Genomic DNA, 25,485 nt, shown 5'->3' with positions numbered 1-25,485 from the left:
TCGCCAGTGTGCCCGACATGTCCCCAGCTTCGACTCCAACCGGCCGTCCGGCCAATGACGCCAGGCGCCTGCGGCGGATCTTCGACCGCCGTGCCGCCATCTTCGACGCGGTCGCGTTCCTGCCGCGCGAGATCGCGCAGCGGATGAACGAGCGTCTCGAATACATCAAGGTGAGCCCCACGGCCGTGCTCGATGCCGGCTGCGGCCCGGGCGACGATCTGCCGGCACTGCGCGCGCGCTTTCCGGAAGCGCCCGTGTTCGGCGTCGACCTGTCCGGCGCGATGCTCGCGCGGGCCGGTCAGCGCGAGGTCGAACAAACCAACTGGCGCCGCTGGCTGCCGGCGTCGCTCGGCCGCGCGCTGGGCCAGCGCGGGCCGCGTGTCGCGCAGGCCGATTTCGCCGCGCTGCCGTTCCCGGGCGGCGCGTTCGACCTGATCTGGTCGAATCTCGCTCTCCACTGGCATTCGCGTCCCGACGCGGTGCTGCCCGAATGGCAGCGCGTGCTGCGCGTGAACGGCCTGCTGATGTTCAGCACGCTCGGGCCCGACACGCTGCGCGAGCTGCGGGCGGCCTGCGCGGACGCCGAAGCGGCGCTGGGCATGGCGCCGCCCGCCGCGCGCGTGATCGATTTCGTCGACATGCACGACCTCGGCGACATGCTCGTCGAGAGCGGCTTCGAGATTCCCGTGATGGATCAGGAAGTGCTGACCGTCACCTACAAATCCCCCGATTCCCTGCTGGCCGACGTGCGCCGCTGGGGCGCCTATCCGTTCGAGCGCACGGCGCCGCGGCACGCGATGCGGCGCTTTCGCGCGGCGCTCGGCGACGCGCTGGCGGCGCGCCGGCGCGAGGACGGCACGATTCCGCTGACCTTCGAGGTGATCTACGGCCACGCATGGAAGGCCGTCCCGCGCACGACCGCCGAGGGGCACGGGATCGTGCGCATCGAGGATATCGGCAAGGGGCGTCCGAAGAATCGGTAAAGCGGTAAAGAGGGGTTTTGTTATGTCTGAAATTAGCGGCGCAAAGCGGGGTCGAATTGGCGCGAAAAATGGCCGAAAAGCTTGTCGCGCTTGGCTTGGCGGGCGATAGGCGCTTGCTTGTGGATGCCATTGAACCCGCCTATAATGCGTCAGCTTGTCGTCCCGGGGTCCCCGCAATACGGGGCGACGAGTCCGATGCAGGCATGCATCGCATGCCATTCGCGTGAGGCGGCGATGGAAGCAGCGAGGGTTTTGGCGGAGACGACGAACGGCGAGCCGGTCCTCGAAGACTGGCTGATCAAACGCAACTGTTCGGTGTCGCCACGCCAGTTCGTGCTGTTTTATGCGTCGCTCGCGGGCTTCTCGCTGGTGATCGCGTCGTTGCTGATGTGGAGAGGGGCCTGGCTCGTCATGCCCTTTACCGGAATCGAGTTGCTGGCAGTGGGTGTCGCATTTGCGATCCATGCTCGCCATGCGGTCGATTACGAGCGCATCAGGCTGTTTCCGCATCGGCTCGTGATCGAGCGGATGGATGCGGAGCGGCTCACGCAGATCGAATTCAACCCGCGCTGGGTGCGGGTCGAGCCGGGTGCGACGCCACGCGATCCGATTCGACTGGTATCGCGCGGGCAGACCGTCGTGATCGGGCAGCATCTCGCGCAGTACAAGCGTGCGCAGTTCGCCGACGAACTGCGCGTGTCGCTCAGGCGCTGCGGCTGACGAGGCGCGGGCACCGGCCGATACGGGCCGGCGGCTTGCGACGGGGGAGGGTTTGAATGGAAATTTTGGGTAAGGATGCTATGAAAACAATCAAGCGAGCCCTCACGGGCGTGCTGGCATGCAGCGGATTGCTCTTTGCCGGTGCCGCCCTGGCGGTCGGTGATAGCCCGGGCGGCCCCCGCGTCAACGAGATCAACTTTCAGCCGCCGGTCACGAAAATCGCCGAGGAGCTCTACGATCTCCACACGATGATGCTGATCCTGTGTACGGTGATCTTCGTCGGCGTGTTCGGCGTGATGTTCTATTCGATCTTCGCGCACCGCAAATCCAAAGGCCACAAGGCCGCCAATTTCCATGAAAGCACGACCGTCGAGATCATCTGGACGATCGTGCCGTTCGTCATCGTCGTGCTGATGGCGCTGCCGGCGACGAAGGCCGTCGTCGCGATGAAGGACACGACGAACGCCGATCTCACGATCAAGGTCACCGGCTACCAGTGGAAGTGGGGCTACGACTACGTGAAGGGCCCGGGCGAGGGCATCGGCTTCCTGTCGACGCTGACCACCCCGCGCGACGAAGTGATGGGCAAGAAGCCGATCACCGACACCTATCTGCAGGAAGTCGACAACCCGCTCGTCGTGCCGGTCAACAAGAAGATCCGCATCATCACGACCGCGAACGACGTCGTCCACTCGTGGTACGTGCCCGCGTTCGGCGTGAAGCAGGATGCGATCCCCGGCTTCGTGCGCGACACGTGGTTCAAGGCCGACAAGGTCGGCACGTTCCGCGGTTTCTGTACCGAGCTGTGCGGCAAGGAACACGCGTACATGCCGGTCGTCGTCGAAGTGCTGTCGGAGGACGACTACGCGAAGTGGGTCACGGCGCAGAAGGCCAAGCTGGCCAGCGCGGCGGTCGATCCGAACAAGGTCTACACGATGGCTGAACTCGTCGCGCACGGCGAGGAAGTCTACAAGGCGAACTGCGCGGCCTGCCACCAGGTGAGCGGCAAGGGCCTCGGCGCGTTCCCGGCGATGGACGGCAGCCCGATCGTGAACGGCCCGATCGCCGGCCACGTCGAGCGCGTGCTGCACGGCAAGGGCGCGATGCCGTCGTGGGCGTCGCTGTCGGACCTCGACATCGCGTCGGTCATCACGTACGAACGCAACTCGTGGGGCAACCACAAGAACGACCTGCTGCAGCCGAAGCAAGTGGCCGACGCGCGCAACGGCAAGATGCCGGAAGACGCGGCAGGCGCGGCAGCGGCACCGGCGGAAGCGGCATCGGCACCGGCGCAAGCCGCGTCGGGCGCCGCCGAGCAGCCGGCGGCAGCGGCATCGGCCGCGCTGTCGACGATCTACTTCGAAACGGGCAAGAGCGTGCTGCCGGCCGACGCGAAAGCGGCGATCGCCGCCGCGGCCGACTATGCGAAGGCACATCCGGACGCGAAGCTCGCGCTGTCGGGTTTCACCGACAAGACGGGCTCGGCCGACGCGAACGCCGAACTGGCGAAGCATCGTGCACAGGCCGTGCGCGACGCGCTGAAGGCAGCAGGCGTGGCGGAAGACCACATCATCATGAAAAAGCCGGAAACGATCACGGGCGGGGCTGACGCTAAGGAAGCCCGGCGTGTCGAGATCGGCCCGGCGGCTTGACGTGTCGCTGAGTTAGTCGACGTATTCGCATTAGGAGATTCTCATGTCTAGCATCGGGCACGACGTAGCCGCGGACCACGCGCACGACGACCACGCGCACGAAATGCCGCACGGCTGGCGTCGCTGGCTGTTCGCCACCAACCACAAGGACATCGGTACGCTGTACCTGCTGTTCTCGTTCATCATGTTCCTGTCGGGCGGCGTGATGGCGCTCGGCATCCGTGCCGAGCTGTTCGAGCCGGGCCTGCAGATCATGCGTCCGGAGTTCTTCAACGAACTCACGACGATGCACGGCCTGATCATGGTGTTCGGCGCGATCATGCCGGCGTTCGTCGGCTTCGCGAACTGGATGATTCCGCTGCAGATCGGCGCATCCGACATGGCGTTCGCGCGGATGAACAACTTCAGCTTCTGGCTGCTGCCGGTCGCGGCCGTGCTGCTGGTCGGTTCGTTCTTCGCGCCGGGCGGCGCGACGGCTGCCGGCTGGACGCTGTACGCACCGCTGTCGACGCAGATGGGCCCGGGCATGGACTTCGCGATCTTCGCGGTCCACATCATGGGCGCGTCGTCGATCATGGGCGGGATCAACATCGTCGTGACGATCCTGAACATGCGCGCACCGGGCATGACGCTGATGAAGATGCCGATGTTCGCATGGACGTGGCTGATCACGGCGTACCTGCTGATCGCGGTGATGCCGGTTCTGGCAGGCGCGATCACGATGGTGCTGTTCGACCGCCACTTCGGCACGTCGTTCTTCAACGCGGCAGGCGGCGGCGACCCGGTGATGTACCAGCACATCTTCTGGTTCTTCGGCCACCCCGAGGTGTACATCATGATTCTGCCGGCGTTCGGGATCGTGTCGCAGGTGATCCCGGCGTTCGCACGCAAGACGCTGTTCGGCTATAGCTCGATGGTGTACGCGACGGCATCGATCGCGATCCTGTCGTTCATGGTCTGGGCGCACCACATGTTCGCGACGGGCATGCCGGTCACCGGCCAGCTGTTCTTCATGTACGCGACGATGCTGATCGCCGTGCCGACGGGCGTGAAGGTGTTCAACTGGCTCGCGACGATGTGGCGCGGCTCGATGACGTTCGAAACCCCGATGCTGTTCGCGATCGGCTTCCTGTTCGTGTTCACGTTCGGCGGCCTGACGGGCCTGATGCTCGCGATGGCGCCGCTCGACATCCAGTATCACGGCACCTACTTCGTGGTGGCGCACTTCCACTACGTGCTGGTGGCCGGCTCGCTGTTCGCGCTGTTCTCGGGCTGGTACTACTGGGCGCCGAAGTGGACGGGTTGGATGTACAACGAGACGCGCGGCAAGATCCACTTCTGGGCGTCGATGATCTTCTTCAACCTGACGTTCTTCCCGATGCACTTCGTCGGTCTGGCCGGCATGCCGCGTCGTTATGCGGACTACCCGGCGCAGTTCACGGACTTCAACCAGGTGGCGACGATCGGCGCATTCGGCTTCGGCCTCGCGCAGGTGTACTTCCTGTTCGCGGTCGCGCTGCCGGCCTACCGTGGCGGCGGCGAGCTGGAAAAGGCGTCGGACAAGCCGTGGGACGGCGCGACGGGCCTCGAGTGGACGGTGCCGAGCCCGGCTCCGTTCCACACGTTCGAGCAACCGCCGCACGTCGAGTAAGTTTCATGGTGCGCCCGGCCGCTGCCTGCCTTGATGGCAGGCGCGGCGGGCGCCGCATTGAGGTTTCAGCGAAGTTTCAGATGAACCGGAATCCACAAGAAAGACGAACGCCCGAGCAGATTCGCGCGGGCAACAAGCGGCTCGGCCTCACCCTGCTCGTCATCGCCGCCGTTTTCTTTGTGGGTGTCGTGATCAAGCAGTGGTGGCTGTCCACTCACTGATGCAGCAACTGACGCAGTAGCGAGGAAGTCGTCGTATGTCGAAGCCGGAAGAGGGCGCCGTCGATCGCGCGTTCAATCGTTCGATGCTGGTGAAGCTCTTCGTCGTGGCCGGACTGATGTTCGGTTTCGGCTTCGCGCTGATCCCGATGTATCGGGCGATCTGCCAGATCACCGGCATCAACAACCTGGTGCAGCGCGACGTCAGCGAGCGCGAGGTGAAGAACTCGCAGGTCGACTACAGCCGCACGGTGTCGGTCGAGTTCGATGCGAACGCGCGCGGGCCGCTCGGTTTCAAGCCGGAGCACAACAGCCTCGACGTGCATCCGGGCGAACTGATGACGATCGTGTACGACGTGACGAACGGGCAGGGCCGGCCGGTCGTGGCGCAGGCGATTCCGAGCTACGCGCCGAAGCAGGCGACGGAGTTCTTCAAGAAGATCGAGTGCTTTTGCTTTACGCAGCAGACGCTGGCCGCGAACGAGTCGCGCAAGATGCCGGTGGTGTTCGTGATCGATCCGAAACTGCCGAAGGACGTGAAGACGATCACGCTGTCGTACACGTTCTTCGAACTGAATACCCCGGCCACGCCGGCACCGGCGCAGCGCAGTACCGCGGCGCAGGGCACGGCGAAGCCGGACGCATGACGACGGAGGCGGGGCGATGACGGAGGTCAAGCGGGGCGGGTCGTTCGGCCAGGCGCTGAAAGCCGTGCTGTGGTCGTTCTTCGGCGTGCGCAAGCGGCGCGACCTGGAGGCCGATGCGACGCAGCTGAATCCGCTGCACGTGCTGATCGTCGCGTTGCTCGCGGCCGGCGTGTTCATCGGCGTGCTGATCCTGATCGTGCGTGCCGTCGTGGGCTGAGGCCCGCGGCCACGAAAGAATGCAGTGCGCGGCGTCACGGCGCGGCGTGCGGGAAAGAGCGGTGGCAGTCGCGCCGCGCAAGAAATAAAGCCGGAGCGGTTTCCGGTACACAAATTGGACTGAAGTGGAGAATCAAGCATGAGCGGTCAAAACCAGACCCCGTACTATTTCGTGCCGCATCCGTCGCAGCATCCGATCAGCGCGGCCATCGGCCTGCTGGTCATGCTCGGCTCGGTAGCGCTGTGGATCAACGGTCACGACTGGGCGCCGTTTACGGCGCTGCTCGGCCTGCTGTGGTTGCTCTTCACGCTGTATCACTGGTTCGGCGACGCGATCGCCGAATCGGAAGGCGGTCATTACGGCAAGAACGTCGACAAGTCGTACCGCTGGAGCATGAGCTGGTTCATCTTCTCGGAAGTGATGTTCTTCGGCGCGTTCTTCGGCGCGCTGTTCTATGCGCGTGAAATCGCGCTGCACCAGCTCGGCAGCCTCGACTACAAGCTGATCTGGCCGGACTTCTCCGCCGTGTGGCCGAACGAAGGCCCCGCCGCGCTCGCCGGGCACTTCAAGACGATGGGCCCGTGGCCGATCCCGACGCTGAACACCGCATTCCTGCTGTCGTCGGGCGTGACGCTGACGATCTCGCACCATGCGCTGCGTGACGATCATCGCAAGAAGGCGATCGCATGGCTGGCCGCGACGCTCGTGTTCGGTATCTGCTTCCTGTTCCTGCAGGGCTTCGAGTACTACCACGCGTACAACGAACTGAACCTGACGCTGAACTCCGGCGTGTACGGCTCGACGTTCTTCCTGCTGACGGGCTTCCACGGTTTCCACGTGTTCCTCGGCGGCACGATGCTCGCGGTGGTGCTGGTGCGGATGATCCGCGGCCACTTCAAGCCCGATCATCACTTCGCATTCGAAGGCGCCGCGTGGTACTGGCACTTCGTCGACGTCGTCTGGCTCGGCCTGTACGTCGTCGTCTACTGGCTGTAAATGGAAAAACGGCCCGCGCAGCAATGCGCGGGCCGTTTTCATTGGTGCCGACCGGGTAGCGCCGCTGCCTGCCGACACCACCCTGGCGCCGCCGCGACTCAGTCAGGCGGCGCTTTTGCTTGGTGGCGCGACCGTGCGGCGAAATGTCACAGCGGCCGCCGCGGCAACGGCATCAACGCCCGATCGGCAGGCCGGTCGAATGGATCCAGCCCATCCAGTTCGCGATCAGGATGAGCAGGAACAGCGACACCGACAGCCCGACACGGGTGGCGAGCGACCAGACCATGCGTTTCGTGTGGCCGCGGTCGTGCATCATGAAGTAGAGCGCCGAGCCCATGCTGGCAATGATGAGGACGAAGGCGATGGGAACGAGGATGTGCATGACACGAACCGGACGACGGCCATTCGAAAGGAAGGGGATAATTATCGCACTTCGCTTTCGCGCATGTGCCCGGCGGGCCGCATGATGAAGATCCGCTGGCTGCCCGCGCTCCTGATCCTCGTCGTCGTCGCCGTGACGATCCGGCTCGGTTTCTGGCAGCGCGATCGCGCGCACCAGAAGGAAGCGCTGCAGGCGAGCATCGCGCGCTACGAGCAGGCGGCGCCCGTCGACGTCGGCGCGCAGCCGATGCCGCTTGCGTCGATCGAGTTCCATCGCGTGCGGGCCAGGGGCCGTTTCCTGCCCGAGCAGGCGGTGTTTCTCGACAATCGGCCGTATAACGACCAGCCGGGTTTTTACGTCGTGATGCCGTTTAAACTCACGGGCGGCGGTGTCGTGCTCGTGAACCGCGGCTGGCTGCCGCGCAATATCGCCGATCGCACCGCGATCGAGCCGTTCGCGACGCCGGCGGGCGACGTCGAGATCGTCGGTATCGCGCGTGCCGACGCATCGCGTGCGTTCGAGCTCGGCGAGGGCGGGTCGGCCGCGCACCAGAAGATCCGGCAGAACCTGGACGTCGCCGAGTATGCGAAGGAAACGGGGCTGCCGCTGCAGCCGTTCGTGATCCAGCAGACGAGCGACGACGGCGACAAACTCGTGCGCGACTGGCCGGCGGCGACGACCGGCGTCGAGCGCAATTACGGTTACATGTTTCAGTGGTGGGCGATGGCGGCGGCCGCGCTCGGCTTCGGCCTGTACGCCGCGCGGCGTGCGGCGAAGAAGTCGGCCGGCGCATGAGCGCCATCCCAGGACGCGGCGCCGGCGCCGCGGGTTCGTTTCGAGAGGTCTGATTTGTCCATGCAATCTTCCCGTCAGGGTCCGGCCGCTGCGCCGATCTCGCCGGCGGCCCGCAAGCGCGGCCGCTGGATGCTCGTGCTGCTGGGTCTCGTGTGCGCCGCGCCGATGATCGCGTCGTACTTCACCTATTACGTGATCAAGCCGAAGGGCGGGTCGACGAACTACGGCACGCTGATCGAGCCGCAGCGCCCGATCCCGGCCGGTCTGCAGGTGACCGACGAAACCGGCAAGACCGTGCCGCTGGCGTCGCTGCGCGGCGTGTGGCTGTTCGTGATGACCGACCGCAGCGCGTGCGACGACGCGTGCGCGCAGAAGCTTTATTTCATGCGCCAGATCCGCGTCACGCAGGCGGGCGAGCGGCACCGGATCACGATGGTGTGGCTGCGCAGCGACGCGGGCGCGATGCCGCAGAAGGTGCTCGACGCGTACCCCGACACGCGCCGGCTCGTCGCCGATCCGGCCGCGGTGGCCGCATGGCTGCCGGCCGATGCCGGCACGAAGGACAGCGACCACATTTACCTGGTCGACCCGAACGGCAACCTGATGATGCGTTTCCCGAAGGACCCGAATCCCAGCAAGATCAAGTCGGACGTGACGAAGCTGCTGAAGTGGTCGAGCATCGGTTAAGGCAAGAGAACGAGGCACCATTCCGATGTCGTATCTACTGCAACTCGGCCTGATCGGCTTGTGCATCGCGCTGCTGCCGCTGTCGTACGTGTGGGTGAAGGCCGACGACGACAAGTTCCGCAAGCTCGTGTGGATCACCACCTTCCTGACGCTCGACCTCGTGATGTTCGGCGGCTTCACGCGGCTGACCGATTCGGGGCTCGGCTGCCCCGACTGGCCCGGCTGTTACGGCACGTCGTCGCCGTTCATCGCGCACGCCGCGATCACGGCCGCGCACCAGGCGATGCCGACGGGCCCCGTCAGCATGACGAAGGCGTGGATCGAGATGATCCACCGCTATTTCGCGATGGCGATCGGCGTGCTGATCATCGCGCAGGTCGTGATCGCGTGGGCCGCGCGGCTGCGCCGCCGCCCGCTGCACGTGTCGCCGTGGTGGCCGACGAGCCTGCTGCTGCTGATCCTCGTGCAGGGCGCGTTCGGCGCGTGGACGGTCACGATGAAGCTGCAGCCGGTGATCGTCACGATCCACCTGCTGCTCGGCCTCACGCTGCTCGGCACGCTCGGCTGGCTCGCGGCGCGGCAGACGCCGCTGCCGTCGTATGACCCCGAGGCCGGACGCTACCGCGCGGCCGCGCTCGCGGCGCTCGTGCTGCTGGTCGTGCAGATCGCGCTCGGCGGCTGGGTGAGCACCAACTACGCGGTGCTCGCCTGCACCGACTTCCCGACCTGCAACGGCCAGTGGATCCCGCCGATGGACTTCCAGCATGGCTTCCACCTGTGGCGCGCGCTCGGGATGACGAAGGACGGCGAGGCGATCACGCAGGACGCGCTGGTCGCGATCCACTGGACGCACCGCACGTTCGCGTTCGTCGTGGTCGCGTACCTGGTCGCGTTCGCGCTGAAGATGCGCCGCTTCGAGTCGCTGCGGCGGCCCGCGAACGGCGTGCTGCTGGTCGTGCTGCTGCAGTTCGTGACGGGCCTGACCAACATCGTGCTGCAGTGGCCGCTGCCGGTCGCCGTCGCGCACAACGGCGGGGCCGCGATCCTGCTGCTGCTCGTCGTCATGTTAAACTTTCGCATCCTTTCAAGCCGTCCCGGCCGTGTCGCGCAGCCTGCGCGCGACGCCGCCCCGGCGTGACCGTCCCCATGCAAAGCACCCTCTCCCAATCGCCCGGTAGCCGCTTTTCCCAGTACATGGCGCTGACGAAGCCGCGTGTCACGCAGCTCGCGGTGTTCTGCGCGGTGATCGGCATGTTCCTCGCGACGCCGGGCATGGTGCCGTGGCATGTGCTGATCGGCGGCACGATCGGCATCTGGCTGCTGGCCGGTGCCGCGTTCGCGATCAACTGCCTCGTCGAACAGAAGATCGACGCGATGATGCGCCGTACCGCGTGGCGCCCGTCCGCGCGCGGCGAGATCACGACGCCGCAGATCCTGCTGTTCTCGGCCGTGCTCGGCAGCGTCGGCGCATGGACGCTCTATACGTTCACGAACCCGCTGACGATGTGGCTGACGATCGCGACGTTCGTCGGCTACGCGGTGATCTACACGCTGCTGCTCAAGCCGATGACGCCGCAGAACATCGTGATCGGCGGCGCGTCGGGCGCGATGCCGCCGGCGCTCGGCTGGGCCGCCGTCACCGGCGCGGTGCCGGGCGACGCGTGGATCCTCGTGCTGATCATCTTCGTGTGGACGCCGCCGCATTTCTGGGTGCTCGCGCTCTATCGCCGCAAGGATTACGAGAACGCGGGGCTGCCGATGCTGCCGGTCACGCACGGCGAGAAATTCACGCGGCTGCACATCCTGCTGTATACGGTGATCCTGTTCGCGGTCACGCTGATGCCGTTCATCTCCGGGATGAGCGGGGCCGTCTACCTGACGAGCGCGGTGCTGCTCGGCGCGGTGTTCCTCGCGTATGCGTGGAAGATCCATCGCGACTATTCGGACGAACTCGCCCGCAAGGCCTTCCGCTACTCGATCGTCTACCTGTCGCTGCTGTTCGCCGCGCTGCTCGTCGATCACTACGCACGCCCGCTGCTCGGCGTGTAACCGCACGGTTGAACGCAATGCTCCAATCAAGGTTCGGGCGCCGCGCGCGCCAAGGCTGGATGTTCGCGTGCGCATTCGCGGCGGCGCTGCTGCTCGCCGGATGCGACAACGCGCCGAAATTCCAGAATCTCGACATCACCGGCAACACGCAGTTCGGCAGCGATTTCTCGCTGCCGGATACGGCCGGCAAGGTGCGTACGCTCGCCGATTTCAAGGGCAAGGCCGTCGTGATGTTCTTCGGCTATACGCATTGCCCGGACGTGTGCCCGACGACGATGGCCGAGCTGTCCGAAGCATTGAAGCAGCTCGGGCCCGATGCCGCGAAGCGCGTGCAGGTGCTGTTCGTCACCGTCGACCCGGAACGCGACACGCCGGCGCTGCTCGGCCAGTACGTGCCCGCGTTCGATCCGTCGTTCATCGGCCTGCGGCCGGCCGACGAAGCGGCGCTGAAGAAGGTGACGAAGGACTTCCGCGTGTACTACGCGAAGGTACCCGGCAAGACGCCCGGCAGCTACACGATGGATCACACGGCCGCGAGCTACGTGTTCGACCGCGACGGCAAGCTGCGCCTGTTCGTGCGCGACGGCCAGGGCCCCGGCCCGTGGGTCCACGACCTGAAGCTGCTGGTCGACTGACCGGCCGCCGCCGGGCGTCCTGCCCGGCGATCACGTGACGGCCGTCCCGCGCCGTCACGCTTTTCCTCTTTCCCCGCTGTCCGCCTGCGCTGAGCGCCGGGCGGCGCGCGCGTTACGGCAGCGCCGGCACGTTGAAGCCGGACGCGGCACGCGTGATCCGGAATTCGGTCACGCGATAGGTGGCGAGCCCCTCGGTGACGAACGGATCGGTCTCGAGGATCGCGTCGAGTGCGTCGCGATCGATGCGGGCCGCGAGGATCATGCCGCCTTCGCGCGGCACCTTCGGTCCCGCCGCGATGAAGATGCCCTTGTCGAATTGCGGCTGCAGATACGCGCGATGGCGTTCGAGCGCGTCGTCGATGCGTTCGAGCGACGCGGTGTAGTGGATGTCGATGACGTACATGGATGGCCCTGGAATGGTGCCGGCGCGTTGCGCGCCGGTCAGGCGGTCTTTGTAGCACAGCGGATGCGGGCTGTCGCGCCGGCGCGTATTCAAGTTGTAAGCCTCGTTGCCGTAATTGAAGGAGCAACCGTTTGCGCGGGACAGGCCGTTCGCGCGCATCGGCGCATCGACATCGACAAAGGCACGCAGATGAGCAGAATGAGTTTGAACCGCAAGCTGTGGCTCGCGCTTGCGCTGGTATGGGTCGGTCTGCTGGGCGTCGGCGCATGGAGCGCGTACGAGACGCGCGCGACGATGCTGGACGAACGCAAGGCGGGCATCGCGAATCTCGTCGACTCGGCGGCCGGCATCGTGAACGCGTATCACGCCCTCGCGCAGAGCGGCACGCTGCCCGAGGCCGACGCGAAGCGCGACGCGCTCGCGAGCCTCGCCGCGATGCGCTACGGCGATTCGGGCTACGTGTTCGTGATGGACTCGAAGCCGGTCGTGCTGATGCACCCGACGCTGCCGAAGCTCGTCGGCACGCAGGTCGGCGACTATCTCGATCCGGACGGCAAGCCGCTGTTCGTGACGATCCTGAACGCCGCGAAGGCGACCGGCAGCGGCTTCGCCGAATATCGCGGGCGGCTGCCGCACAGCGAGACGGCCGTGCCGAAGATCAGCTACGTCACGCGGTTCGCGCCGTGGGACTGGAACATCTCGAGCGGGGTGTTCCTGAAGGACATCGACACCCTCTATTACCGGACGCTGCTGGGCCACCTCGCGGTGGTGCTCGTGATCGGCTTCGTGATCAGCGCGGCGATGCTGGTGATCATTCGCAACGTGCGCGGCAGCCTGGGCGGCGAGCCCGACGAAGCGGCCGCGCTCGCGGCGCGCATCGCGCGGGGCGACCTGACGCAGCCGGTACCGGTGCGCGCGGGCGACCGCACCAGCATGATGGCCGCGATGCACGACATGCAGGCGCGGCTGCAGGCGACGCTCGGCGGGATCCGCCAGTCGGCGGAGTCGATCGCGTCGGCAAGTCGCCAGATCTCGGCCGGCAACGACGACCTGTCGCAGCGCACCGAGGAGCAGGCCGCGTCGCTCGAGGAAACGGCCGCGAGCATGGAGCAGCTCACCGCGACGGTGAAGCAGAACGCCGACAACGCGCGGCAGGCGAGCGGGCTCGCGAACAACGCGTCGGACATCGCGCGCACCGGGAGCGACGTCGTGAGCCGCGTGATCGGCACGATGGGCGAGATCGACGACAGCTCGCGCAAGATCGCCGACATCATCGGCGTGATCGAGGGCATCGCGTTCCAGACCAACATCCTCGCGCTGAACGCGGCGGTCGAGGCCGCGCGCGCGGGCGAGCAGGGGCGCGGTTTCGCGGTGGTCGCGGGCGAAGTGCGTTCGCTCGCGCAGCGCAGCGCGACGGCCGCGAAGGAAATCCGCGAACTGATCGTCGACTCGGTCGAGCGCGTACGCAACGGCTCGACGCTGGTCGGCCAGGCCGGCACGACGATGGGCGAGATCCTGCAGGCCGTCGCGCGCGTGACCGACATCATGGGCGAGATCGCGGCCGCGTCCGAGGAGCAGGCGAGCGGCATCACGCAGGTCGGCCGCGCGGTCACGCAGATGGACCAGGTGACGCAGCAGAACGCGGCGCTCGTCGAGGAAGCCGCCGCGGCTGCCGCGTCGCTGCAGGAACAGGCCGCACGGCTGCGCGACGCGGTCGGCGCGTTCCGGGTCGGCGACGCCGGCGGGCGGGCGCCGCGCCGGGCCGGCGAGCAGGCGGCCGAGCCGGCGTTCGGGGCGAACACGGCCGGCGAGACGGCGGTGAGGTAAAGCGTGCCGGCCGACGCGCGACGCGTCATGAACGCAACTAACGGCCGAACCCCGCACCTGCCGTCAGCACTGTACCGGTGCATACCCATATGAGCGGGATGTATTTCACTTCCCGCTGATCCTGTGACACCATTTGCCCCTTCCTGCGAGTCGGGGCTTACCCGTATCGCGCCCCATTTTTTAGCAAGCAAGAAAGCGAGAAACAGATGAAGCGTCGCAGTCTCCTGAAGGTATTTTCCGTACTGGCCACCGGTGCCGCGCTGACGCTGTCGGCAGGCGCACGCGCCGACGACAAGGTGATCAAGGTCGGCACGGTCGCCGGCCCGGATGCGGAAGTGTGGCAAGTCGTGCAGAAGGTCGCGAAGGAGAAGGAAGGCCTGAACGTGAAGGTCATCGAGTTCAACGACTACGTGCAGCCGAACGCGGCGCTCGACGCGGGCGACCTCGACGCGAACAGCTTCCAGCACCAGCCCTACCTCGACAGCCAGGTGAAGCAGCGCGGCTACAAGATCGTCAGCGCGGGCCTGACCTACATCTCGCCGATCGGCGTGTACTCGAAGAAGTACAAGTCGCTGAAGGACCTGCCGCAAGGCGCGAAGCTCGCGGTGCCGAACGATCCGTCGAACGAGAACCGCGCGCTGCTGCTGCTGCAGACGCAAGGCGTGATCAAGCTGAAGGCGGGCGCCGGCACGGGCGGCAACAACGCGACGGTGCTCGACATCGCCGAGAACCCGAAGAAGCTGAAGATCTCCGAACTCGACGCCGCGCAACTGCCGCGCGTGCTGTCGGACGTCGATGCCGCCGTGATCAACACGAACTACGCGCTGGCCGCGAACCTGCAGCCGACCAAGGACGCGATCGCGCTCGAATCGCTGACGAGCCCGTACGCGAACCTGATCGCCGTGCGCGCGAAGGACAAGGATCAGCCGTGGGTGAAGAAGCTGGTCAAGGCGTACCAGTCGCAGGAAGTGCGGGAATTCATCAAGAAGCAGTTCAAGGGCTCGATGGTCGCGTCGTTCTGAACGCCGCGCACCGGTACCGCTGAACGAAAAGGGCCTGCATCGCGAGGGCCTGCATCGCGCAGGCCCTTTTTTCATGGGCGTCCGGCGCGCGGCGCCCGTTCACATCTCGCCGCGCCGCGAGCAGATCGACATGATCTGCTGGATCGCGTAGTTGTCGCGCACGCCCGGCAGCGACTGCACGACGCACTCGTGAAAGCGCCGCTCGCGCGGCAGCAGCATCGCGTTGTTGCGGTACAGCGCGTCGCACGAACGCTGGATCAGCTGCGCCGCCGCGCCGTTGCGGCTTTCGCGCAGCGCATTGAGCATGCAGTCGTCGTATTGCGCGCTGCCGTCGGTCAGCGCGCATGCCGTACCGGGCAGCGCCAGCGCGACGGCCACGCATGCGATGGTTCGGATCCCCCGTTTCATCTGCCCTCCATGGCGTGGATTGGGTCGGCCGACAGCATAACGTAAAGCCGCGCGCGCGGCTGACGCGTTGGCCGACACCGGCCGGCACCGCCGCCGGCCGGGCTTCGCGCGCATTTTCGGGCTTCGGCGCGTGCCGCGATCCGGCGTGCCTGGCGAAAGCGTTCAGTCAGGCGGTGGTCTGCGGAAATGGTATGCTCGTGCGTTCGCCGCTGCACGCTTTCCCGGAGCGTGCGCGGGCCGATCGCCGGCGTGTCGTACGCGCGGCGGCGCCCGCCCGACGGCGGCGGGAATCCATCATCCAGAACCGACACAATACGGGGGAGACTCACCCATGAAGCGATTCAAGACTTTCGCGATCCGTTCGATCGCGGCCGGCGTCGCCGCATTCGCGCTGGCCGGCGCCGCGCATGCGCAGACCGTCAAGGTGCTGTCGATCGTCGATCATCCGGCGCTCGACGCGATCCGCGACGGCGTGCGCGCCGAACTGAAGGCGGAAGGTTACGGCGATGACAAGCTCAAGTGGGAATACCAGAGCGCGCAGGGCAACACGGGCACGGCCGCGCAGATCGCGCGCAAGTTCGTCGGCGACCAGCCGGACGTGATCGTCGCGATCGCGACGCCGGCCGCGCAGGCGGTCGTCGCCGCGACGAAGAGCGTGCCGGTCGTCTATTCGGGCGTCACCGATCCGGTCGCCGCGCAGCTCGTGAAGGGCTGGGGCCCGTCGGGCACCAACGTGACGGGCGTGTCCGACAAGCTGCCGCTCGATCGCCAGGCTGCGCTGATCAAGCGCGTCGTGCCGAATGCGAAGACGGTCGGCATGGTCTACAACCCGGGCGAGGCGAATTCGGTCGTCGTCGTGAAGGCGCTCAAGGAGATCCTCGCGAAGCAGGGGATGGCGCTGAAGGAAGCCGCCGCCCCGCGTACCGTCGACATCGGCCCGGCCGCGAAGAGCCTGGTCGGCAAGGTCGACGTGATCTACACGAATACCGACAACAACGTGGTGTCCGCATACGAAGCGCTCGTGAAGGTCGCGAACGAAGCGAAGATCCCGCTTGTCGCCGGCGACACCGACAGCGTGAAGCGCGGCGGCATCGCGGCGCTCGGCATCAATTACGGCGATCTCGGCCGGCAGACGGGCAAGGTCGTCGCGCGCATCCTGAAGGGCGAGAAGCCGGGCGCGATCGCGTCGGAGACGAGCAGCAACCTCGAACTGTTCGCGAACACGGGCGCGGCCGCGAAGCAGGGCGTCACGCTGTCGCCGGATCTCGTCAAGGAAGCGAAGACGGTCATCAAGTAAGCCGCGGCACGCGCGCCGCGCTTGCCGGCCCGATCCGGGCCTCGACGACATCGCCGGACGGGCGGCTCCCACCCGGGGCCGCCCGTTCGCTTCGCCCGGCCGTACACGTCCGGCCGGGAAGCAACAGGATTTCCCCACCATGTCTCTGTTCTCGTTTCTGGGCGCACTGGAGATCGGCCTGATCTTCAGCCTCGTCGCCCTCGGGGTGCTGATCTCGTTCCGCATCCTCAACTTCCCCGACCTCACCGTCGACGGCAGCTTTCCGCTCGGCGGCGCCGTCGCCGCGACGCTGATCTCGGCCGGCTACGACCCGTTCACGTCGACGCTGCTCGCGATCGTCGCGGGTGCGCTGGCCGGCTTCGTCACCGGCTGGCTGAACGTGCGCCTGAAGATCATGGATCTGCTCGCCAGCATCCTGATGATGATCGCGCTCTACTCGGTGAACCTGCGGATCATGGGCCGCCCGAACGTGCCGCTGATCACCGAGCCGACGCTGTTCACCGTGCTGCAGCCGGACTGGATGCCCGACTACGTGCTGCGCCCGGCGCTGCTCGCGATCGTCGTCGTGGTCGCGAAGCTCGGCCTCGACTGGTTCTTCTCGTCGCAGCTCGGCCTCGCGATGCGCGCGACCGGCGCGAACCCGCGGATGGCGCGCGCGCAAGGCATCGCGACCGGCCGCGCGACGCTCGCCGGGATGGCGCTGTCGAACGCGCTCGTCGCGCTCGCCGGCGCGCTGTTCGCGCAGACGCAGGGCGGCTCGGACATCTCGATGGGGATCGGCACGATCGTGATCGGGCTGGCCGCCGTGATCATCGGCGAGACGCTGCTGCCCGCGCGCCGGCTCGTGCTGACGACGCTCGCGGTCGTGCTTGGCGCGATCGTCTACCGTTTCTTCATCGCGCTCGCGCTGAACAGCGAATTCATCGGCCTGAAGGCGCAGGACCTGAACCTCGTGACGGCCGCGCTCGTCACGCTCGCGCTGGTGCTGCCGGCGACGCGCAAGAAGCTGTTCGCGCGCAAGAACGGAGGAGCATGACATGCTGTCCGCACACGATCTCAAACTCACGTTCAATCCCGGCACGCCGATCGAGACGCGCGCGCTGCGCGGGCTGTCGCTCGAGATTCCCGACGGCCAGTTCGTCGCGGTGATCGGCTCGAACGGCGCCGGCAAGTCGACCTTCCTCAATGCGGTCAGCGGCGACCAGCCGGTCGATGCGGGGCGCATCGCGATCGACGGCGCGGATGTGACGCGCAAGGCCGCGTGGGACCGCGCGCACCTCGTCGCGCGCGTGTTCCAGGATCCGATGGCCGGCACCTGCGAGGCGCTGACGATCGAGGAGAACATGGCGCTCGCGATGGCGCGCGGCGTGCGGCGCGGCTTTCGCGCCGCGCTCGACCGGCCGTCGCGCGAACTGTTCCGCGACAAGCTGCGGCTCCTGAACCTCGGCCTCGAGAACCGGCTGACCGACCGGATCGGGCTGCTGTCCGGCGGCCAGCGGCAGGCCGTGAGCCTGCTGATGGCGTCGCTGCGGCCGTCGCGGATCCTGCTGCTCGACGAGCACACGGCCGCGCTCGACCCGAAGACGGCCGCGTTCGTGCTGGAGCTGACCGCGCGCATCGTCGCCGAGAGCAAACTGACGACGATGATGGTCACGCACAGCATGCGGCAGGCGCTCGACTACGGCGACCGCACGGTGATGCTGCACCAGGGGCAGGTCGTGCTCGACGTGTCGGGCGATGCGCGCAAGGGGCTCGACGTGCCGGACCTGCTGCAGATGTTCGAGAAGGTGCGTCACGAGCAGCTCGACGACGACGCGCTGCTGCTCGGCTGACGGGCGGGGCCGGCCGGCGTGCGATGACCTGACGCGCGCGCCGGCCTCCTCCCGGCTTTCCTCTGACGAAAACCGGTTTCGCACCGGTGCTGTGCGACGCGGGCGCATTGCCATATACTGTATATCCATACAGTTGTGGGTGGCGTCATGCTCGCATCCTCCATTTCTCCCGAATCCCTTCATCCGTCGCTCTGGCGCGGCTCGCAGCTCGCGCGCGGCGGCCCGCGCACGATCGAGACCGGCTTCGCGCCGCTATCGGCCGAATTGCCGGGCGGCGGCTGGCCGGTCGGCGGGCTCGTCGAACTGCTGGCCGCGCAGCCGGGCTGCGGCGAGATGCGGCTGCTCGCGCCCGCGCTGGCCCGTACCGTCAGTGCGCGGCGTCCGCTCGCGCTCGTCGCGCCGCCGCAATCGCCGCATGCGACCGCGCTCGCCAGTCTCGGCGTGCCGGCCGACGCGCTGCTGTGGCTGCGCGCCGGCAGCCGCACCGATGCGCTGTGGGCCGCCGAGCAGGCGCTCCGGACGGGGTGCTGCGGCGCGCTGCTGCTCTGGCAGGAGGCACGGCCCGATGCGCTGCGGCGCCTGCATCTCGCGGCCGCGCGCACGGGCGACACGCTGTTCGTGATGCTGCGCCCGCTGTCGGCCGCGCGGCAGCCGTCGCCGGCCGTGCTGCGCGTCGCGCTGTATCCGGTGCCGGGCGGCGTGTCGCTCGACATCGTCAAGCGTCGCGGCCCGGCGCGCGGCGAGCCGCTCGTGCTCGACCTGCCGTCGCCCATCGTGGAGAGCCGCTATGCGCGTCTTGCTCGGCATCCATCTGCCGCGCCTGCCGCTCGACGTGTGCGTCCCGCCGCCGTCTGACGCAGCGGCCGGCGAGGCCGGCGACGCAGGCTGTGCGGTGCTCGAGCAGGGTGTCGTGCTGATCGCCGATGCGGCCGCGCAGCGGCGGGGCGTGCGCGCGGGCATGAAGCGCGGCGGCGTGCTCACGCTCGCGCCCGAGACGCAGCTCGTCGAACGCGATCCCGCGCGCGAAGCCGATGCGCTGCGCGCGGTCGCGCTCGCATTGCTGCGTTTCTCGCCGTGCGTCGCGCTCGACGACGAAGCCACGCTGATCGTCGACGTCGGCCCGAGCCTGCGGCTGTTCGGCGGCCTGCCGTCGCTGTGCCGTCAGGTACGCGCGACGCTCGCGGCGCTCGGTTATGCGGCGCGCCTGTCCGCCGCGCCGACCGGGCGCGGCGCGTGGCTGCTCGCGCGCACGTCGGCGCGGGCGCGTCTCCGGCGCCGCGTTGCGCGCCCGGCTTCGCTCGTCCGTTCGCTCGACCGGCTGCCCTGCGTGCTGCTGCCCGATGCGCGCCCGTACGCGGGCTGGTTCGACGGCCTCGGCTGCCGCACGCTCGCCGATCTGCGCGGTCTTCCGCGTGCGGGGTTGCAGCGTCGTTGCGGCCCCGCGCTGCTGGCCGCGCTCGATCGTGCGTACGGCGACGCGGTCGAGCCGCTCGCGTGGATGGCGGTGCCGCCCGTGTTCGACGTGCGGCTCGAATTGCCGGAGCGCGTCGAATACGCGGAAGCCGTGCTGTTCGCCGCGCGGCGGCTCGTCGTGCAGCTGTGCGGGTGGCTGGCCGCGCGGCAACTGTCGCTGGCCGCGATGACGTTCGAGCTCGAGCACGAGCGCGGCCGCCAGGCCGTGCCGCCGACGCCGCTCGAACTCGCGTTCGCCGCACCCGTGCGCGACGAAGCGCACTTCATGCGGCTGCTCGGCGAGCGGCTCGCGCGCGTCGAGTTGCCGGCCGCGGTGATCGCGGTGCGTCTGAAGGCCACGCGCGTCGAGTCGGTCGCGCCGCCGGCCGACGATCTTTTTCCCGAACCGGGCGGTACGCGGGAAACCCGTGAGCGGTTGTTCGAACTGCTGGTCGCGCGGCTCGGCGCGGAGAACGTGCTGCGCGCGGCGCCCGTCGCCGATCACCGGCCCGAGGCCGCGAACCGCTGGCTGCCGCTCGATGCGCAGGCGGGCAAGCCGGCCGGCGGGCCGCCGGCGGTGCCGCCGAGGCCCGCGTGGCTGCTCGCCGAGCCGCTGCCGTTGCTGGTGCGCGAGAACCGGCCGGTATTTCATACGCCGCTGAGAATGATGTCGTCGGTGGAGCGGATCGAGGCCGGCTGGTTCGACGGTCAGTTCGCCGCGCGCGATTACCACGTCGCGCAGGACGAAGCCGGTGCGTGCTACTGGGTGTTCAAGGAGCGGGCGGGGAGCGAGGCCGAGCCGCGCTGGTTCCTGCACGGCTTGTTCGGGTGAACGGAGATGGTTGCGGATTTCAGTGGGTTGCCCGATTACGCGGAGTTGTTTTGCCGCTCGAACTTTTCGTTTCTGCATGGCGCGTCGCATGCGGAAGAACTGGTCGAGCGTGCGGCGGAACTCGGCTATCGCGGGATCGCGATCACCGACGAGTGCTCACTCGCCGGCGCGCCGCGCATGCATGTCGCCGCGCAAGCGAAAGGGCTGCCGCTCGTCATCGGTTCGTACTTCGACGTCACGCCGGACGACGTCGCGCCCGGTCACGATCCGGGCCCCGGTGCGTTCGGGCTCGTGTTGCTCGCGCAGAACCGCGAGGGGTACGGCAATCTTTCGGAGCTGATTTCGTGGCGGCGGATGGCGTCGCCGAAGGGGACTTACACGCTGACGTCGCGGATGCTGTCGGCGCCGCCTGCGGAGTTTGCCCACTTGCGCGGGATGCCCGACTGCTTCGCGATTCTCGTGCCCATGTATCCGGTACGCGCGGACGTGCTCGATGTGCAGGTCGCGTGGTTTCGCGTGACGTTCGGCGCGCGCGCGCGGCTCGGGCTCGTGCAGTTGCAGCGTGCGCTGGACGGCGCGCAGCGCGACGAGATTCGCGAGGCGGGCGAGCGGCGGGGCGTGCGTATCGTCGCGCTGGGCGACGTGACGATGCACCGGCGCTCGTGCAAGGCATTGCAGGACGTGATGACGGCGATTCGCGTCGGGATGCCGGTATCGGAATGCGGTTATGCGCTGGCGCCGAATGCGGAACAGCATTTGCGTTCGCGCGGGCGGATCGCGAAGCTGTTTTCGCCGGACGAGATCGCGGAGACATGCGCGATGCTCGATGCGTGCGATTTCGAACTCGATTCGCTGCGCTATGAATATCCGGACGAGATCGTGCCTGAAGGTCATACGCCGACGAGTTATCTGGAGCAGGAAACCCGGGCAGGCGCGCGCCGTCGCTATTCCGGGGAACCGCCGGAGCACGTCCGGGAACGGATCGACTACGAGTTGGCGCTGATCGCGACACTGAGTTACGAGCCGTTCTTCCTGACTGTCTACGACATCGTCAAGTTTGCACGTAGCCAGAACATCCTGTGCCAGGGGCGTGGTTCCGCGGCGAACTCGGTTGTTTGCTATTGCCTCGAGATCACCGAAGTCAGTCCCGATCAGAGCACGATGCTGTTCGAGCGTTTCATCAGCGCGGAGCGCGGCGAGCCGCCCGACATCGACGTCGATTTCGAGCATCAGCGCCGCGAAGAAGTCATTCAGCATATCTATCGGAAATACGGCGAGAATCGCGCCGCGCTCGCGGCAGCCGTGTCGACCTATCGCCCGCGCGGCGTGCTGCGCGAAACCGGCAAGGCACTCGGCATCGATCCGATGCTGGTCGATCGCGTCGCGAAGGGGCATCGCTGGTTCGACGGCAGCCGCGACCTGTTGCAGCAATTCGCGACGACCGGACTCGATCCCGAAACGCCGCTGATTCGCACATGGGCCGAACTGGCGGGGCGATTGCTCAACTTTCCGCGTCATCTGTCGCAGCATTCGGGCGGCTTCGTGATCAGCCGCGGCAAGCTCACGCGGCTCGTGCCGGTCGAGAACGCGGCGATGGACGGGCGGCGCGTGATTCAGTGGGACAAGGACGATCTCGAATCGCTCAAGCTGATGAAGGTCGACGTGCTCGCGCTCGGCATGCTGTCGGCGTTGCATCGGGCGTTCGACCTGCGCACCGCATGGCGCGGGCCGGCGGAGGACGGCGAGCCGTTCACGCTGAAACACATTCCACAGGACGATGAGGAAACCTACGACATGATCTGCCGCGCCGACACGGTCGGCGTGTTCCAGATCGAATCGCGCGCGCAGATGTCGATGCTGCCGCGTTTGCGACCGCGTGATTACTACGATCTGGTGGTTGAGGTCTCCATCGTGCGACCAGGGCCGATCCAGGGCGGTGCCGTCCATCCGTACCTCAAGCGGCGCAAGATCAAGGCGGGGGAGGAAAAAGGGGAAATTACCTATCCGAGCGACGCGCTCAAGGAGGTGCTCGAACGCACGCTCGGTATTCCAATCTTCCAGGAACAGGTGATGCAGATCGCGATCGTTGCGGCGGGTTTTACACCCGGCGAAGCCGATCGACTGCGTCGTGCGATGGCCGCGTGGAAGCGCAGGGGCGATCTCGGCCCCTACCACGACAAGATCGTCCAGGGCATGCTCGCGCGCGGCTACACACGCGAATTCGCCGAGCAGATCTTCGAGCAGATCAAGGGCTTCGGCGAATACGGCTTCCCCGAAAGCCACGCCGCCAGCTTCGCGAAACTGGCGTACGCGAGCAGCTGGCTCAAATGCCACGAACCGGCGATCTTTCTCGCCGCGCTGCTGAACAGTCAGCCGATGGGCTTCTATCCGCCGTCGCAACTCGTGCAGGACGCGAAGCGTCATCGCGTGAAGGTGCTGCCGATCGACGTGACGCAAAGCAACTGGGAGGCGTCGCTCGAAGCGCTCCCCGGCCAGCTGCCGCCGCACGGCCAGCCGGCCGTGCGGCTCGGCCTGTCGCTCGTGCGCGGCCTTGGCGAAGCCGCCGCGCGCCGGATCGAAGCCGCGCGCGCCGCCGGCCCGATCGACAACGTCGATACGCTCGCGCGCCGCGCGCAGCTCGAACGCCGCGACCTCGAAGCGCTCGCCGCGGCGAACGCGCTCGCGACGCTCGCCGGCCATCGCCGCGACGCGCTGTGGCAGGCTGTCGCCGCGGCGCCCGAGCGCGACCTGCTCGCCGCCGCACCGATCGACGAAGCGGAGCGGCCCGCGCTCGGCGCGCCGTCGGAAGCCGACGACATCCTCGCCGACTATCACACCACCGGCCTCACGCTGAACCGCCACCCGGTCGCGCTGCTGCGGCCCGCGCTGCGTGCGCGGCGGCTGTCGTCCGCGGCCGAGCTGCACGACCGTCCCGACGGCCGGCTCGCGCGCGCGTGCGGGCTCGTGACCGCGCGGCAGATGCCGGGTACCGCGAAAGGCGTGATGTTCATGACGCTCGAGGACGAAACCGGCTGCGTGAACCTGATCGTCCGGCCCGAGCTGCTCGCGCGGCAGCGCCGCGAAACCCTCGATTCGCGGCTGCTCGCGGCGTCCGGCGTGTGGCAGGTCGCGAGCGACGTGCGGCACCTCGTCGTGCAGCATTTCGAGGATCTGACGCCGCTGCTCGGCGGCCTGCGCACGTCGAGCCGCGAATTCCACTGAGGCCGGCATGCCCCGCCGGCACGCGCGCCACGACCCACGCCGCGCCGCACTGGCACCGAAGGCGGCAAGCCGGCCCCGATGCACGTTACGGCATCACCGGCGGATGGTAGGCGAGCGTGCCCGCGAGCGCCCACAGCATGAAGATCACGAGCGGCAGGTGCACCACCAGTTGCGTGAACGTGAAGCCGACGATGTCGCGGGCCCGCAAGCCGAGCACGCCGAGAAGCGGCAGCATCCAGAACGGGTTGATCAGGTTCGGCAATGCCTCGGCTGCGTTGTAGACCGTCACGGCCCAGCCCAGATGAACCTGCAGCAGTTTTGCCGCTTCGATCACGTACGGCGCCTCGATGATCCACTTGCCGCCGCCGGAGGGCACGAAGAATCCGAGCACGGCCGAATACACGCCCATCACCGCGGGAAACGACGAATGCGACGACATCGCGACGAAGAAGTGGGCCAGGTGATCGGAGAGCGGCAGTCCGGCGGGCGCCGCCGCCTTGGTCAGGATGTACGCGATCCCGCCGTACAGCGGAAACTGGATCAGCACACCCGCGACCGACGGCACCGAACGCGCGACGGCATTGAGGAATCGCCGCGGCCGCCAGTTCAGCAGCATGCCCAGCAGCAGGAACACGAAGTTGTACGTGTTCAGGTTCGAGATCGCGATCAGCGGATTTTTCGTCGTGAACTCGTGCCAGGCCCAGATCGCGCCGATCGCCACGATCACGACGGTGACGAGCGGGCTGTATTCGAGCCAGTCCCCGGGGCGGGTCGGGCGGGCGAGCGCGGCATGGTTTTCGTCGAGCGGAATGCCGAGTTCCGTCGCGGTCTTCGCCCGCGCGCCGTCGGGCGCGGACAGATACGCGATCAGCAGCGACGCGACGGTCAGCACCGCGGCCATCAGCATCGACTGCGGAAGAAAGATGGTCTCGGTGAACGGGATGACGCCGGAGATCGACAGCAGCGCCTTGGGCAGACTGTCCGGATTCGCCTGCAGTTGCGACGCGGATGAACTCAAGCCCAGCGCCCACGTCGCGCCCATTCCGAGATAAGCGGCCGCACCCGCCGCGCGGTAATCCATGCGCAGCGCGGTACGGCGCGCGAGCGCACGCACCAGCAGGCCGCTGAAGATCAGGCTGATCGCCCAGTTGAACAACGACGCGACGATGCTGACGAGCGCGACGAACGTCACCGCGGCGCGCCCGGACGACGGCACGCGCGCGAGCGCATCGATCAGCCTCGACGCAGGCGGCGACACCGCGACGACATAACCCGAGATGGCGACGATCGCCATCTGCATCGTGAACGGGATGAGGCTCCAGAAGCCGTCGCCGAACGCCACGCCGACCCGCGTGATCGGCGCCCCGGCCGCCACTGCGCCCGCCGCCACGATCATCACCGCGAGCGCGGCGAAGATATAGGCGTCCGGAAACCACTTCTCCGACCAGCGCGCCATGCCCGCAGCCATCCGTTCCAGCACGCGTTCGCGCTCGACCGCCGGTGCGTCGCCGCGCGGCACGTCCATCAGCTCTTTCATCTCGATCTCCTTGCCCGTCAC

The 25,485-nt window shown here is 67.5% G+C and carries 25 protein-coding genes; 21 read left to right on the top strand and 4 right to left on the bottom strand.

Annotation, left to right across the window (positions count from 1 at the left end):
- The first annotated feature begins 17 nt into the window (after positions 1-17).
- The 8 genes from HWX00_RS32455 (at position 18) to HWX00_RS32420 (ending at position 7,084) form a co-directional block, all read left to right on the top strand.
- Entirely contained in the window at positions 18-983 is a 966-nt protein-coding gene (locus HWX00_RS32455) for a methyltransferase domain-containing protein (protein ID WP_175028904.1), read from the top strand.
- A gap of 195 nt (positions 984-1,178) precedes the next feature.
- Positions 1,179-1,703, top strand: a complete 525-nt coding sequence (locus HWX00_RS32450) for a DUF2244 domain-containing protein (protein ID WP_049030539.1) — start codon at positions 1,179-1,181, stop codon at positions 1,701-1,703.
- Positions 1,704-1,759: 56 nt separating this feature from the next.
- Positions 1,760-3,355: a cytochrome c oxidase subunit II gene (gene coxB / locus HWX00_RS32445; protein WP_175028905.1), complete on the top strand. Its 1,596-nt coding sequence runs from the start codon at positions 1,760-1,762 to the stop codon at positions 3,353-3,355.
- Positions 3,356-3,398: 43 nt separating this feature from the next.
- A complete protein-coding gene (ctaD, locus tag HWX00_RS32440) occupies positions 3,399-5,006 on the top strand; it encodes a cytochrome c oxidase subunit I (protein ID WP_021163746.1) in 1,608 nt (535 codons plus the stop codon).
- 80 nt (positions 5,007-5,086) lie between these two features.
- Complete coding sequence (locus tag HWX00_RS32435; protein WP_006752059.1) at positions 5,087-5,227, top strand: cytochrome oxidase small assembly protein; 141 nt, start codon at positions 5,087-5,089, stop codon at positions 5,225-5,227.
- A gap of 35 nt (positions 5,228-5,262) precedes the next feature.
- Positions 5,263-5,871 carry a cytochrome c oxidase assembly protein gene (locus HWX00_RS32430; protein WP_034189231.1) on the top strand — a complete coding sequence of 203 codons (609 nt, stop codon included), beginning with the start codon at positions 5,263-5,265 and terminating at the stop codon, positions 5,869-5,871.
- A 16-nt stretch (positions 5,872-5,887) separates the two neighbouring features.
- Positions 5,888-6,088, top strand: coding sequence for a DUF2970 domain-containing protein (locus tag HWX00_RS32425; RefSeq protein WP_021163748.1), 201 nt, complete (start codon positions 5,888-5,890; stop codon positions 6,086-6,088).
- 138 nt (positions 6,089-6,226) lie between these two features.
- Positions 6,227-7,084, top strand: a complete 858-nt coding sequence (locus HWX00_RS32420; RefSeq protein ID WP_027785504.1) for a cytochrome c oxidase subunit 3 — start codon at positions 6,227-6,229, stop codon at positions 7,082-7,084.
- Positions 7,085-7,256: 172 nt separating this feature from the next.
- Here the strand turns inward: HWX00_RS32420 and HWX00_RS32415 are convergent, their stop codons facing one another.
- A complete protein-coding gene (locus HWX00_RS32415; RefSeq protein ID WP_011353273.1) occupies positions 7,257-7,466 on the bottom strand; it encodes a twin transmembrane helix small protein in 210 nt (69 codons plus the stop codon).
- An 84-nt stretch (positions 7,467-7,550) separates the two neighbouring features.
- On the opposite strand from HWX00_RS32415, the gene HWX00_RS32410 reads away from it, so the two are divergent.
- Genes HWX00_RS32410 through HWX00_RS32390 form a run of 5 tightly spaced genes read left to right on the top strand, consistent with a single transcriptional unit; the run spans position 7,551 to position 11,632 of the window.
- Positions 7,551-8,261, top strand: coding sequence for an SURF1 family protein (locus HWX00_RS32410; RefSeq protein ID WP_034189298.1), 711 nt, complete (start codon positions 7,551-7,553; stop codon positions 8,259-8,261).
- Between the two features lie 60 nt (positions 8,262-8,321).
- Positions 8,322-8,948, top strand: a complete 627-nt coding sequence (locus tag HWX00_RS32405) for an SCO family protein (RefSeq protein WP_034189232.1) — start codon at positions 8,322-8,324, stop codon at positions 8,946-8,948.
- Positions 8,949-8,973: 25 nt separating this feature from the next.
- Positions 8,974-10,086 carry a COX15/CtaA family protein gene (locus HWX00_RS32400; RefSeq protein ID WP_034189233.1) on the top strand — a complete coding sequence of 371 codons (1,113 nt, stop codon included), beginning with the start codon at positions 8,974-8,976 and terminating at the stop codon, positions 10,084-10,086.
- An 8-nt stretch (positions 10,087-10,094) separates the two neighbouring features.
- The gene (cyoE, locus tag HWX00_RS32395) at positions 10,095-10,997 is read left to right on the top strand and encodes a heme o synthase (RefSeq protein WP_034189234.1); all 903 of its coding nucleotides are present in this window, start codon (positions 10,095-10,097) and stop codon (positions 10,995-10,997) included.
- A 17-nt stretch (positions 10,998-11,014) separates the two neighbouring features.
- Entirely contained in the window at positions 11,015-11,632 is a 618-nt protein-coding gene (locus HWX00_RS32390) for an SCO family protein (RefSeq protein ID WP_049030543.1), read from the top strand.
- 112 nt (positions 11,633-11,744) lie between these two features.
- Here HWX00_RS32390 and HWX00_RS32385 read toward each other — a convergent pair whose 3' ends face one another.
- Positions 11,745-12,035: a YciI family protein gene (locus HWX00_RS32385; protein ID WP_034189236.1), complete on the bottom strand. Its 291-nt coding sequence runs from the start codon at positions 12,033-12,035 to the stop codon at positions 11,745-11,747.
- Between the two features lie 189 nt (positions 12,036-12,224).
- Here HWX00_RS32385 and HWX00_RS32380 point away from each other — a divergent pair, with 189 nt between their 5' ends.
- Positions 12,225-13,862 carry a methyl-accepting chemotaxis protein gene (locus HWX00_RS32380; protein WP_175028907.1) on the top strand — a complete coding sequence of 546 codons (1,638 nt, stop codon included), beginning with the start codon at positions 12,225-12,227 and terminating at the stop codon, positions 13,860-13,862.
- Between the two features lie 206 nt (positions 13,863-14,068).
- Positions 14,069-14,884 (top strand): MetQ/NlpA family ABC transporter substrate-binding protein, encoded by an 816-nt coding sequence (locus HWX00_RS32375; protein WP_034189238.1) that lies wholly within the window; start codon positions 14,069-14,071, stop codon positions 14,882-14,884.
- Positions 14,885-14,983: 99 nt separating this feature from the next.
- Here HWX00_RS32375 and HWX00_RS32370 read toward each other — a convergent pair whose 3' ends face one another.
- Complete coding sequence (locus tag HWX00_RS32370) at positions 14,984-15,292, bottom strand: VF_A0006 family four-cysteine protein (RefSeq protein ID WP_034189239.1); 309 nt, start codon at positions 15,290-15,292, stop codon at positions 14,984-14,986.
- Positions 15,293-15,623: 331 nt separating this feature from the next.
- Between HWX00_RS32370 and HWX00_RS32365 the strand changes: the two genes are divergently transcribed.
- The 6 genes from HWX00_RS32365 to HWX00_RS32340 all read left to right on the top strand — a co-directional run bounded on the left by HWX00_RS32365 (position 15,624) and on the right by HWX00_RS32340 (position 23,927).
- Positions 15,624-16,589, top strand: coding sequence for an ABC transporter substrate-binding protein (locus tag HWX00_RS32365; RefSeq protein ID WP_175028908.1), 966 nt, complete (start codon positions 15,624-15,626; stop codon positions 16,587-16,589).
- 139 nt (positions 16,590-16,728) lie between these two features.
- A complete protein-coding gene (locus tag HWX00_RS32360; protein ID WP_034189241.1) occupies positions 16,729-17,625 on the top strand; it encodes an ABC transporter permease in 897 nt (298 codons plus the stop codon).
- A 1-nt stretch (position 17,626) separates the two neighbouring features.
- Positions 17,627-18,421, top strand: a complete 795-nt coding sequence (locus tag HWX00_RS32355) for an ABC transporter ATP-binding protein (RefSeq protein WP_059558759.1) — start codon at positions 17,627-17,629, stop codon at positions 18,419-18,421.
- Between the two features lie 147 nt (positions 18,422-18,568).
- Complete coding sequence (gene imuA, locus HWX00_RS32350; RefSeq protein ID WP_034189243.1) at positions 18,569-19,276, top strand: translesion DNA synthesis-associated protein ImuA; 708 nt, start codon at positions 18,569-18,571, stop codon at positions 19,274-19,276.
- Positions 19,209-20,705 carry a Y-family DNA polymerase gene (locus tag HWX00_RS32345; RefSeq protein WP_059558756.1) on the top strand — a complete coding sequence of 499 codons (1,497 nt, stop codon included), beginning with the start codon at positions 19,209-19,211 and terminating at the stop codon, positions 20,703-20,705. The genes imuA and HWX00_RS32345 overlap by 68 nt, the downstream gene beginning before the upstream one ends.
- Positions 20,706-20,711: 6 nt before the next feature.
- The gene (locus tag HWX00_RS32340) at positions 20,712-23,927 is read left to right on the top strand and encodes an error-prone DNA polymerase (RefSeq protein ID WP_175868178.1); all 3,216 of its coding nucleotides are present in this window, start codon (positions 20,712-20,714) and stop codon (positions 23,925-23,927) included.
- A gap of 85 nt (positions 23,928-24,012) precedes the next feature.
- Here the strand turns inward: HWX00_RS32340 and HWX00_RS32335 are convergent, their stop codons facing one another.
- Positions 24,013-25,464, bottom strand: a complete 1,452-nt coding sequence (locus HWX00_RS32335) for a short-chain fatty acid transporter (protein ID WP_175029281.1) — start codon at positions 25,462-25,464, stop codon at positions 24,013-24,015.
- Positions 25,465-25,485: the final 21 nt, after the last annotated feature.

The organism is Burkholderia seminalis DSM 23518, from assembly GCF_902832885.1.
Lineage (GTDB): Bacteria > Pseudomonadota > Gammaproteobacteria > Burkholderiales > Burkholderiaceae > Burkholderia > Burkholderia seminalis.
Note: the sequence above shows the minus strand (reverse complement) of the source record. Positions and strands in the feature narration are given on the sequence as shown.

What these genes read in the sequence shown, in the direction of transcription:
- HWX00_RS32455 (WP_175028904.1), top strand. Translation starts at nt 18, where the DNA reads ATGTCCCCAGCTTCGACTCCAACCGGCCGTCCGGCCAATGACGCCAGG.
- HWX00_RS32450 (WP_049030539.1), top strand. Translation starts at nt 1,179, where the DNA reads ATGCAGGCATGCATCGCATGCCATTCGCGTGAGGCGGCGATGGAAGCA.
- coxB (WP_175028905.1), top strand. Translation starts at nt 1,760, where the DNA reads ATGGAAATTTTGGGTAAGGATGCTATGAAAACAATCAAGCGAGCCCTC.
- ctaD (WP_021163746.1), top strand. Translation starts at nt 3,399, where the DNA reads ATGTCTAGCATCGGGCACGACGTAGCCGCGGACCACGCGCACGACGAC.
- HWX00_RS32435 (WP_006752059.1), top strand. Translation starts at nt 5,087, where the DNA reads ATGAACCGGAATCCACAAGAAAGACGAACGCCCGAGCAGATTCGCGCG.
- HWX00_RS32430 (WP_034189231.1), top strand. Translation starts at nt 5,263, where the DNA reads ATGTCGAAGCCGGAAGAGGGCGCCGTCGATCGCGCGTTCAATCGTTCG.
- HWX00_RS32425 (WP_021163748.1), top strand. Translation starts at nt 5,888, where the DNA reads ATGACGGAGGTCAAGCGGGGCGGGTCGTTCGGCCAGGCGCTGAAAGCC.
- HWX00_RS32420 (WP_027785504.1), top strand. Translation starts at nt 6,227, where the DNA reads ATGAGCGGTCAAAACCAGACCCCGTACTATTTCGTGCCGCATCCGTCG.
- HWX00_RS32415 (WP_011353273.1), bottom strand. Translation starts at nt 7,466, where the DNA reads ATGCACATCCTCGTTCCCATCGCCTTCGTCCTCATCATTGCCAGCATG.
- HWX00_RS32410 (WP_034189298.1), top strand. Translation starts at nt 7,551, where the DNA reads ATGAAGATCCGCTGGCTGCCCGCGCTCCTGATCCTCGTCGTCGTCGCC.
- HWX00_RS32405 (WP_034189232.1), top strand. Translation starts at nt 8,322, where the DNA reads ATGCAATCTTCCCGTCAGGGTCCGGCCGCTGCGCCGATCTCGCCGGCG.
- HWX00_RS32400 (WP_034189233.1), top strand. Translation starts at nt 8,974, where the DNA reads ATGTCGTATCTACTGCAACTCGGCCTGATCGGCTTGTGCATCGCGCTG.
- cyoE (WP_034189234.1), top strand. Translation starts at nt 10,095, where the DNA reads ATGCAAAGCACCCTCTCCCAATCGCCCGGTAGCCGCTTTTCCCAGTAC.
- HWX00_RS32390 (WP_049030543.1), top strand. Translation starts at nt 11,015, where the DNA reads ATGCTCCAATCAAGGTTCGGGCGCCGCGCGCGCCAAGGCTGGATGTTC.
- HWX00_RS32385 (WP_034189236.1), bottom strand. Translation starts at nt 12,035, where the DNA reads ATGTACGTCATCGACATCCACTACACCGCGTCGCTCGAACGCATCGAC.
- HWX00_RS32380 (WP_175028907.1), top strand. Translation starts at nt 12,225, where the DNA reads ATGAGCAGAATGAGTTTGAACCGCAAGCTGTGGCTCGCGCTTGCGCTG.
- HWX00_RS32375 (WP_034189238.1), top strand. Translation starts at nt 14,069, where the DNA reads ATGAAGCGTCGCAGTCTCCTGAAGGTATTTTCCGTACTGGCCACCGGT.
- HWX00_RS32370 (WP_034189239.1), bottom strand. Translation starts at nt 15,292, where the DNA reads ATGAAACGGGGGATCCGAACCATCGCATGCGTGGCCGTCGCGCTGGCG.
- HWX00_RS32365 (WP_175028908.1), top strand. Translation starts at nt 15,624, where the DNA reads ATGAAGCGATTCAAGACTTTCGCGATCCGTTCGATCGCGGCCGGCGTC.
- HWX00_RS32360 (WP_034189241.1), top strand. Translation starts at nt 16,729, where the DNA reads ATGTCTCTGTTCTCGTTTCTGGGCGCACTGGAGATCGGCCTGATCTTC.
- HWX00_RS32355 (WP_059558759.1), top strand. Translation starts at nt 17,627, where the DNA reads ATGCTGTCCGCACACGATCTCAAACTCACGTTCAATCCCGGCACGCCG.
- imuA (WP_034189243.1), top strand. Translation starts at nt 18,569, where the DNA reads ATGCTCGCATCCTCCATTTCTCCCGAATCCCTTCATCCGTCGCTCTGG.
- HWX00_RS32345 (WP_059558756.1), top strand. Translation starts at nt 19,209, where the DNA reads ATGCGCGTCTTGCTCGGCATCCATCTGCCGCGCCTGCCGCTCGACGTG.
- HWX00_RS32340 (WP_175868178.1), top strand. Translation starts at nt 20,712, where the DNA reads ATGGTTGCGGATTTCAGTGGGTTGCCCGATTACGCGGAGTTGTTTTGC.
- HWX00_RS32335 (WP_175029281.1), bottom strand. Translation starts at nt 25,464, where the DNA reads ATGAAAGAGCTGATGGACGTGCCGCGCGGCGACGCACCGGCGGTCGAG.